The sequence below is a fragment of the Limimaricola cinnabarinus genome (genome assembly GCF_002723615.1).
Classification (GTDB): Bacteria; Pseudomonadota; Alphaproteobacteria; order Rhodobacterales; family Rhodobacteraceae; genus Limimaricola; species Limimaricola cinnabarinus_B.
Window position 1 is genome coordinate 1,425 of record NZ_KZ304994.1, and the last position, 8,664, is coordinate 10,088.

9 protein-coding genes are annotated in these 8,664 nt (G+C 60.2%); 4 read left to right on the forward strand and 5 right to left on the reverse strand.

The features are described from left to right. The 3 genes from CJ301_RS17895 to CJ301_RS17905 all read right to left on the reverse strand — a co-directional run. A partial coding sequence (locus CJ301_RS17895) for a L,D-transpeptidase family protein (protein WP_099278709.1) occupies positions 1-348 on the reverse strand: 348 nt, incomplete at its 3' end. 424 nt (positions 349-772) lie between these two features. Continuing rightward, positions 773-1,225 (reverse strand): DUF411 domain-containing protein, encoded by a 453-nt coding sequence (locus tag CJ301_RS17900; protein ID WP_437438426.1) that lies wholly within the window; start codon positions 1,223-1,225, stop codon positions 773-775. A gap of 285 nt (positions 1,226-1,510) precedes the next feature. Continuing rightward, a complete protein-coding gene (locus CJ301_RS17905; protein ID WP_099278711.1) occupies positions 1,511-1,891 on the reverse strand; it encodes an ArsR/SmtB family transcription factor in 381 nt (126 codons plus the stop codon). 56 nt (positions 1,892-1,947) lie between these two features. Here CJ301_RS17905 and CJ301_RS17910 point away from each other — a divergent pair, with 56 nt between their 5' ends. The 3 genes from CJ301_RS17910 to CJ301_RS17920 are packed head-to-tail and all read left to right on the forward strand — an operon-like array spanning position 1,948 to position 4,550. Beyond that, entirely contained in the window at positions 1,948-2,802 is an 855-nt protein-coding gene (locus CJ301_RS17910; protein ID WP_099278712.1) for a cation transporter, read from the forward strand. Continuing rightward, entirely contained in the window at positions 2,799-3,299 is a 501-nt protein-coding gene (lspA, locus tag CJ301_RS17915) for a signal peptidase II (protein WP_099278713.1), read from the forward strand. Before CJ301_RS17910 ends, lspA begins: the two co-directional genes overlap by 4 nt. A gap of 3 nt (positions 3,300-3,302) precedes the next feature. Beyond that, positions 3,303-4,550 (forward strand): cytochrome P450, encoded by a 1,248-nt coding sequence (locus tag CJ301_RS17920; protein WP_099278714.1) that lies wholly within the window; start codon positions 3,303-3,305, stop codon positions 4,548-4,550. Between the two features lie 376 nt (positions 4,551-4,926). Here the strand turns inward: CJ301_RS17920 and CJ301_RS17925 are convergent, their stop codons facing one another. Beyond that, positions 4,927-5,964, reverse strand: coding sequence for a tyrosine-type recombinase/integrase (locus tag CJ301_RS17925; RefSeq protein WP_099278715.1), 1,038 nt, complete (start codon positions 5,962-5,964; stop codon positions 4,927-4,929). 197 nt (positions 5,965-6,161) lie between these two features. Then, complete coding sequence (locus CJ301_RS18915) at positions 6,162-6,392, reverse strand: hypothetical protein (protein ID WP_162620621.1); 231 nt, start codon at positions 6,390-6,392, stop codon at positions 6,162-6,164. Positions 6,393-6,617: 225 nt separating this feature from the next. Between CJ301_RS18915 and CJ301_RS17930 the strand changes: the two genes are divergently transcribed. Then, on the forward strand, positions 6,618-8,664 hold a 2,047-nt coding region (locus CJ301_RS17930; RefSeq protein ID WP_099278716.1), incomplete at its 3' end, for an esterase-like activity of phytase family protein.

An 8,664-nucleotide genomic window follows, 5' to 3' on the forward strand; every position in this document is an offset into this window, starting at 1 on the left:
ACCAAGCGCTTCCGCAAACGCGATGTCGGCCTCATTGGGATAGGAAATGCCGATGGAGAGGTGGAAGAGACTTTTCGGATTCCGCCGATCAATCAGATACGAACCCTCCGGCGTCCGTCCATCCCCCTCGAACTGCTTGTGGCCCTCGGGTGCGAAGCCCAAACCGATGGGGTAGGTCTTCAAGACACCATCCGCACCGTCAAGCACCAGCAAACGCTGCGCTTTGTAAATTCGCAACCGGGTTACAGCGGGTCCGTTATAAGACCGAAACTTTCGGGCACAGCCAGACAAAAAGGCGGCCAACCCGCCCAACAACAAGGCACGTCGCGGAAATCTGGTAGTTGCCACTGCTCGAGGCCTCTCATGCGAGGTCTATTTGACTTTCGGCACTACCTTACCAAATGCACTGGCTCAAGAGCTGTGGCTGACCTGCACCAATGAAGTGCCCGCCCACTGGGATAGATCTGTCTCGTTCCCGGCTTTACCCCTTCCTGATCCAAGCGCTATGCGACCTTGCGGGCTGGCTGGCTTCGCCCCTCAGAGACTGCCGTCGTTCAGGCGATCCCGGACGGTTCTCCGAGAGAGAGCGTAATAGACGGCAATATCCGCGACATTGAGAGTATAATCGTGCGTTGATTCTATGCACTTGCTCTGAAGAAATGCTTCCCAAAGCGCAGCCCGATCTTTTCTAAGGTTCTCCCTCGCATGTCTTTCGCGGAAGGAATCTGCACGGTTTCAGCCATGCAAGATAACGGACCGTCGGTCGTGGTGCCTACGCAGAATTATAGCTCGAGAATACCTCTGTGCTGCTGTCTTGCCGGATCAGGAAGACATCGTAGGCTTCACGCTCGTCCTCAGGCCCCATGCCGGGAGAGCCATAGGGCATGCCTGGCACAGCGAGGCCGATGGCATCTGGCCGCTCGGCCAGCAGACGGCGGATGTCGGCAGGCGGAACGTGACCTTCGATCATATACCCTTCGACTTCGCCCGTGTGACAAGAGTGCATCTCCTGCGGGATACCGTTACCCAGCTTGTGGCGCATCAAAAGTGTGCCGAAGCTCGTTTCCGTGATTACGGTGAAACCGGCGTTACCAAGGATCTCCACCCAAGCGGAGCAGCATCCGCAGTTTCTGTCCTTCACCACGTGAATCGCGGGCGCGCTGTCTTGAGCTGCGGCAGAGAAGGGCGTCGTAGCGGCGAGGCTCAGTAGGCGATGGCGGGACATGTGGGGCATCAAAGCGATCCTCCTGATTTCTCTATATCTGATCATTGACGGCAGGCGCGGCAACGCAACCGAACGCCGCCGAGGCGGTCGTGCGCTCGAACCGCTGGCTTTTGCCGTAACCATCGCACCGTCCATCACCGCTTCGGTGCCTGCCCGGCACAGTGCCGGTCGGGGGATAATAAAGCTTCAGCCGGAACCATTTCGGCACGCGCAAGGATAATCTGGCCGAGCGGATGGCTCTCGATGTCCGCTACCAGCGCCAATACATGTGCAATCGTTCCACGGCTACTTCGTGCGATCAGGAGGAGTTTCACCCTGGTTTGAGCGATAGTTTCCACACGCTTTGACGCCCTCGGCGACCACCTCGAGAAGCGCATCCACATCGCTCAAAAGGCTTGTTATGCGTGGACTTTTAATACGATAGCGCATGAAACGCCCATCGCGGTCGCTGGCAACGAGTCCGCAGTCCAACAGACATCGCAAATGGTTGGAAACGTTGGGCTGCGACAAGTCAGTGCGTCTCACGATTTCGTGCACAACCAACGGTCCCTCGCACAAGGCCTCCAGAATCGCCAAGCGGCTCGGGTCCGCAAATCCGCGAAACAGCTTCGCCCGCTGTTCAATGGTAGGGAGCACGATATTGCGGTCGGCGACAATTTGCGTCATATCACTCTCGGCTGATATTTTTCTCTACGAGCTACCTTAGCAGGAGTGTTGCGCCCATGGCTAACGCCGAAAGCACAGGATCGATGACAGATGTTCCATCCTTCCGTTACCGCGTTTCCGGTATGGATTGCGCCAAGGATGCCGCGCAGATCGAACGGGCGGCGCAGTCTGCCGGGGTTGCGCCCGGCGCAGTGAAAGTGTCGGCGGCGACGCACATCATGACCCTGAACGCCCCCGAGTCGCGGCTTCCAGAGATCGAAAAAGCCGTCGCGACGACCGGTTATGGCTTCGACCGGATCGAGGGCGGCGAAGATATCTCGTCAAATCCGGCACATCAGGACCCAGCCTATCGGCGCGCCCTTTGGATCGTTGTGATCCTGAACGTTGGATATGGAGTCCTCGAAATGATCGGCGGTTTCATTTCCGGATCGCAAGCCGTGAAGGCCGATGCGCTCGATTTCATCGGTGACGGCGCGATCACCTTCCTGGGCCTTCTGGCCATCAGCTGGAGTCTCGCTTGGCGGGCGCGCTCGGCACTGATCCAGGGGGTCTTTTTGGGCCTGCTCGGTCTTGGCGTCTTTGGCACAACTATCGTGCGGGTTTTCGAGCAGACGCCACCGGATGCGGGACTCATGGGCCTGCTCGGTATGATTGCCCTTGTCGTCAATGTTATCTCCGTTCTGCCCCTCCTCCGGTTCCGCAAGGGAGATGCGAACATGCGTGCCGTCTGGCTGTTCTCTCGCAACGACGCCATCGGCAATGCGGCGGTCGTTATCGCCGCCGGTCTCGTAGCGTGGCTGGGTAGTGCATGGCCCGACCTCATCGTCGCTTTCGGCATCGCCGGACTCTTTTTGCACTCATCTTGGGCAATCATTCGCGATGCGCGTGCCGATCTGAAAGCGACGGCATGAACATCCGCGTTCTGGGTGGGCTCTGCGCCATTGTGGCGTTCAGTCTCGATCAGGGCACCAAGGCACTTGCTCTGAACGCCCCAACCCTTGAGCGTGGGGTCGAGGTTCTGCCCTTCCTGAATCTCGTTCGAGTGCGCAACGAAGGGGTCAGCTTCGGCATGCTTGGCGGAATCGTGCCGTGGTGGGGTATCGTTCTTCTTGCGGTCGTAATCGTGGCATGGTTGCTGATCTGGCTGTGGCGCATGCCGGACAGACTGACAGCTGCCGCTCTTGGTCTGATTATCGGCGGCGCGGTCGGCAATATTCTCGACCGCTTGCGCTATCGGGCCGTCCCGGACTTTCTGGATTTCCATTACGGAACATACCATTGGCCATCTTTCAATCTTGCGGATGTGGCGATTTTCTGCGGCGCGACCCTGCTGTTCTGGGACAGCCTCCGCTCGGCGAAGAACAAGCCCGAACGATACCACCGCAAAGGCGGTTTTACGGGGAAATAATCAATGTCCAGCATTCCATCCGCAAAGCGCATCGACAGCACGCTCGCCCTGCTGCGCAACCCATATGGATTCATTCCGGACACATGCAGCGATCTTGAAAGCGACCTGTTTGAGACCCGCATCCTCTTTCAAAAGACAATCTGTATGACCGGTGCCGCGGCAGCAAAGATCTTCTATTCAGAAAATAGGCTCGTGCGCGCAGGCTCGATGCCGGGGCGTATCCAGAAAACTCTGCTCGGCGAAGCAGGCATCCAGGGGCTCGATGGCAAGGCCCACCATCATCGAAAACGGATGTTCATGTCGCTCATGGCGTCCGAGCGGATCGAAGCTCTCGAAAACACAACGCGGGACCTGTTGGACCGTTACGCACGGGACTGGGAAACGACGGACAAGGTCGTGCTTTACGACGAAGTGCGCGAAATCCTCACCAGAGCTGCCTGCGCCTGGTCAGGGGTGCCGCTTCCCGAAGAGGAGGTGGAGACGCGGACGGCGCAGATGACGGCGCTATTCCAAGACGCCGGGGCGGTCGGCTGGAAGCACTGGGGCGCGCGTCTGGCGCGGCATCGTGCGGAGCGTTGGGCGGCCGGGATTATCGAACGAGTGCGCGACGGAAGCCTTCAGCCGGGACAGGAAAGCGCCGCCCATGTCGTCGCGACTTGGCGCGACCTGAACGGGAAGCTGCTAACCCCCAAGGTGGCCGCCGTGGAACTACTGAACGTCGTGCGCCCAATCGTCGCCGTCTCGGTGTTCATCGTCCAAGCGGCGCATGCCCTGCATCGGCACTCCCACTGGCAGCAAAAGCTGAAGGATGACAAGGAACAGCTTGAGTATTTCGTGCAGGAGGTCCGCCGCTTGTATCCGTTCTTCCCTGCGGTCGCGGCGCGCGTGAAGAGCGATTTCGAGTGGCGCGGCTATCGCTTTTCGGAAGGGCACAGGGTTCTGCTCGATCTCTATGGCACGAATACCGACGCCCGTTCTTGGAACGCGCCGCAAGAGTTCCGGCCCGAGCGATTTAAGGACCGAGAGGAGAACCCCTACGACTTCATTTCTCAGGGCGGTGGCGATCATCACACGAACCACCGTTGTCCAGGCGAATGGATCGTGATCAGCCAGATGAAAGCGTTTTGCGACTATTTCGTGAACGCCATCGACTACGATGTCTTGGATCAGGATTTGGAGCTTGATACGGGAGAATTGCCTCCCCTGCCCAAGAGCCGGTTTATCCTGTGCAACATCAAGCTTCGCCAGTAGTCGCCGTTCGGACCAGGACTGTTGGCGCCTCGTAGGCTTCACCGCATAGCGTTTTAGCTATCATATCATGGCTCCGGGGTCATTTGGATCGACAGATTATGCATCTCTTGTGGCTTCGATCCGCTCCCAAGCGGGTCACTGCAAAGACCTTCACCAGCAACATAGTCAGTTTGGACGCGGAGCAGATTTGGGCATGACCAAGAAGTTCAGCTTTAGTTTGATCTCATAATCCGAGAAGATGTTCCTAAAACGGCCGTTTGTTGATCGAGCGCTTTGCCTCAAGGTCGGCAGGAGCAGGGCCTTCCGATAACCCCATCCAGAACTATGGGAGTTGTTGAAGGTTTTTGGAGGGAGGGCGCTCGGCGATGTCTGTATCCTACAGCCCGGCCGCCTTGGTCAGGTTCACCCGGAACCGATCGCGGCGGCGCTGGTAGCGCCGGGTCATCTCGGCCGAGGCATGGCCGAGCTGCTTCTGAACATGGCGCTCGTCAATTTCGGCCGACGAGGCCAGTCCGGCGCGCAGCGAATGGCCGGCGAACAGCGCGCGGCGCTCGGCTTCTGGCAGATCCGCCCGTAGCCCGGCCGCGAGCGCCGTGCGCTGCACCAGTCGCGCCACGTGGCGGTCGTTCAGCCGGCGCTCCAACGTCCGCTGTCCGTCACGGCTGACACCTGTGTAGATCGGGCCGAAATCGATCTTCGCGAAATGCAGCCAGCGTTCCAATGCATGCACCGGGCAAGTGGCCTCGCTGGAGCCGCGGGCGATCTCGACTGCGCGCCAGCCGGTCTTGCCGCGTAGCGTCACGAGCGCGCCGGCCTCCAGGATCTCGACCCAGCCCGTCCCCTCCATGGTGTCATCCTTGCCATGGTCGAGCCCGACGATCTCCGAGCGCCGCAGTGCCCCGGCAAAGCCGATAAGCAGCATCGCCCGGTCACGTAGCCCCCGAAGATCGTGCGGCAACGTCGCGAGCATTGCCCGCAGTTCATCGGGTCCGATCGCCTCCTTCTGCACCGGTGGCCGAGCATGGCGGCGGCGGATACCGGAGAGAATGGATGCGATGTGGCGGTCGCGACGGTCGAGCCGGAAGCCACGCTGCGTGTAGCCCCAAGAAAGACCGGCCAGCCGGCGCTCGATCGAAGCCACCGAGAGTGCGCGCGCCTTGCTCGACGGCGCGGCGAGGTCGGTGATGTAGAGGCCGATCAGTTCAGGGGAGGGCGGCAGCGGGTCAGTGCCGCGCAGCCGGCACCAGCGCGCAAAGGCGGCCCAGTCACGCGCGTAAGCGATGCGGGTGTTTTCGGAGACCGCGTGGTCGGCATAGCCGCGGGCGGTGTCAACGAGGCGATCGAGCGTGCCCGAGCCTGCGATCTGATCGGGCAGGGCGAGCGGCGTATCGGGGTTTTCGGGTGATCCGGTCATGCCGAGCGGTATATCATCGTTATGTCCGATAAGAGACGGGTTATCGGACAAAAAACGGGCTGAGGTCGGCTGGAGCAACGGACAGTCGGTTGCACATGCGAAGGGTGTTCTTCGAGTAACTTCACCGCTTTCTATTGTTACCGCAGGGTGCGCTTACTCGGTTCTTCCTTACTTGTGGAAAAATGCCAGCCCGCCAATCAACGTATTTTACTCCTTGGCATAGCCCGACGGGCGGTCTCGCGCGCAAGCTGCGGAATACCCAGCCGATCGCAGCCAAGGGTGGCCAGCTCATCATCTGAGAGCTGCGAAAGCTCCGACACGAGCCGATGATAGAGGCAGTGCCGTTCCGGCGAGAGAGTAAATTCACCGCGCAAAGCTGTGTGCGGCGTAAAAAGTTCGTTGCAGCGATCAGTCTTGGGACGATCCATGCCCTTCTCCTTACGCTTTTCTGCGGTGCAGCATTTAGGTCGGCGTTATGGAGGTGCAAGAGACCGTTTGTCGATCTCCACTTTGCCTGCCGATGGCCGTTAGCCCGGAAACCTCTGCGAGAGGGTGACCGGCCCATTCTGTTGGGACGGATGACGGGCGCTCACGACAAGCTGCTGTTACATTCCCATGACACGTAGGGCCCGACAAAAGGTCTGGGGGCTCACATGACGACACGGTTCTTTACGCTTACTTCCACGCTTGCGCTCTTTGCAGGGCCTGCTGCCGCGGATATGAATTTCAATCGCATCGCCAGTTTCGAGACGGTCCGCAACATGGCGCAGGGCGATGACAAGGCACGGGAGAGCTCGGCCGAGATCATCGCGGCCACTGAAGACGGCATGACGCTGGCCTATACCGACAGTCCCCTCGGCGTGGTCGGTTTGATCGACATCACCGACCCCGCCAATCCAGCTCCCAAAGGCAACATTTCCCTCGGTGGCGAACCCACGGCCATTGCCGTGGTCGGCACAACGGGCTTTGTCGGAGTGAACACCTCTGAAAGCTATTCCGAGCCGTCCGGGCATCTTGCGGTGATCGACCTCGAACGCGGCGAAGAGATGGCCAACTGCGATCTCGGTGGTCAGCCCGACAGTGTCGCGCTTTCGCCCGAGGGTGATTTCGCGGCGATCGCGATCGAGAACGAGCGCGATGAGGATGCGGGCGACGGGCGCACGGGTCAGATGCCTGCGGGCTTTCTCGTGATGCTGGACGTCACCGAGACCGGACTGGACTGCGACAGCCTGACCAAGGTGGATCTCACTGGTCTGGCTGAGGTCAGCCCAGAAGATCCCGAGCCGGAGTTCGTCGACATCAATCGCCTCGGTGAGACGGTCATGACCTTGCAGGAGAACAACCACATCGTGGTGGTAGGTGCCGATGGCGATATCATTTCGCATTTCGCGGCAGGCTCGGTCGATCTCGACGGCATCGATGCCTCCGATGACGGCAGGTTGCGCTTCGATGAAAGCCAAGCGGCTCGGCTGCGCGAGCCGGACGCGGTGAAATGGATCGACGATGACCATTTCGCCACGGCCAACGAGGGCGACATGGATGGTGGTTCACGCGGCTGGACCATCTTCTCGAAGACCGGCGACGTGGTCTTCGACTCCGGCGTAAGTTTCGAGCAAGCGCTGGTGCAGCTCGGCCACTACCCCGACAGCCGTTCCGACGCCAAGGGCGTCGAGCCCGAGTCCATCGAAACAGCGGTCATCGATGGGGTCCCTCTGGTCTTCGTCGGCTCCGAACGCGGCTCGGCAGTGGGCGTCTACGACGTGACCGATCTCGCAGCGCCGGTGCTCAAGCAGATCCTGCCCTCCGGCATCGGGCCGGAGGGTTATGTCGCGCTGCCTCAACGCAACTTGCTGATCTCGGCCAACGAGACGGACCTGATCGAGGATGGCGGTGCCCGCGCGCATGTCATGATATACGAGTACCAGGACGCTCCTGCGGTTTATCCCCAGCTTACTTCCGAAGGCGCGGCTGAACTGATCGGCTGGGGGGCGATCTCGGGCATGGTGGCGGACGAGGACGGCATCCTCTGGGCCGTCAATGATAGCTATTATGGCTCCCAGCCCTCCATCTTCCGGATCGACACAAAGGAAAACCCGGCCCGCATCACCGATGTGATCCGCGTTACCCACGAGAACGGCGACGCCGCACAGCAACTCGATCTCGAGGGCATCGCGCTTGATGGCGAGGGCGGTTTCTTCCTCGCGTCGGAAGGTCGGACCGACCAAGTGATCCCGCATGCGATCTACCATGTCGACGCCAAGGGCGTGATCGCTCGGGGCGATGGCGAGATCGGCCTGCCGAGTGAGCTGATGGCGTTCGAGGATCGCTTTGGCTTCGAAGGCATCACCCGGGTCGACGACAGACTCTGGGTGGCTGTGCAGCGCGAATGGGGTGACGATCCAGCAGGTTACGTCAAACTCATCTCCTATGATCTCGAAATCGGCGAATGGGGTGCCGTGCACTACCCGTTGGATGACACCGAGGCCGGCTGGGTTGGCCTGTCGGAGATCGTCGCCCATGGCGATCACGTCTACCTCATTGAACGTGACAACCAGATCGGCGCGGGTGCAGCGATCAAGAAGATCTACCGCGTGGCGCTTTCCGAGATGAGCCCTGCCGCTCTCGGCGGGCCGCTGCCGGTGGTGTCAAAGGAACTGGTTCGCGACCTTTTGCCGGATCTCCAAGGCTTTGGCGGTTATG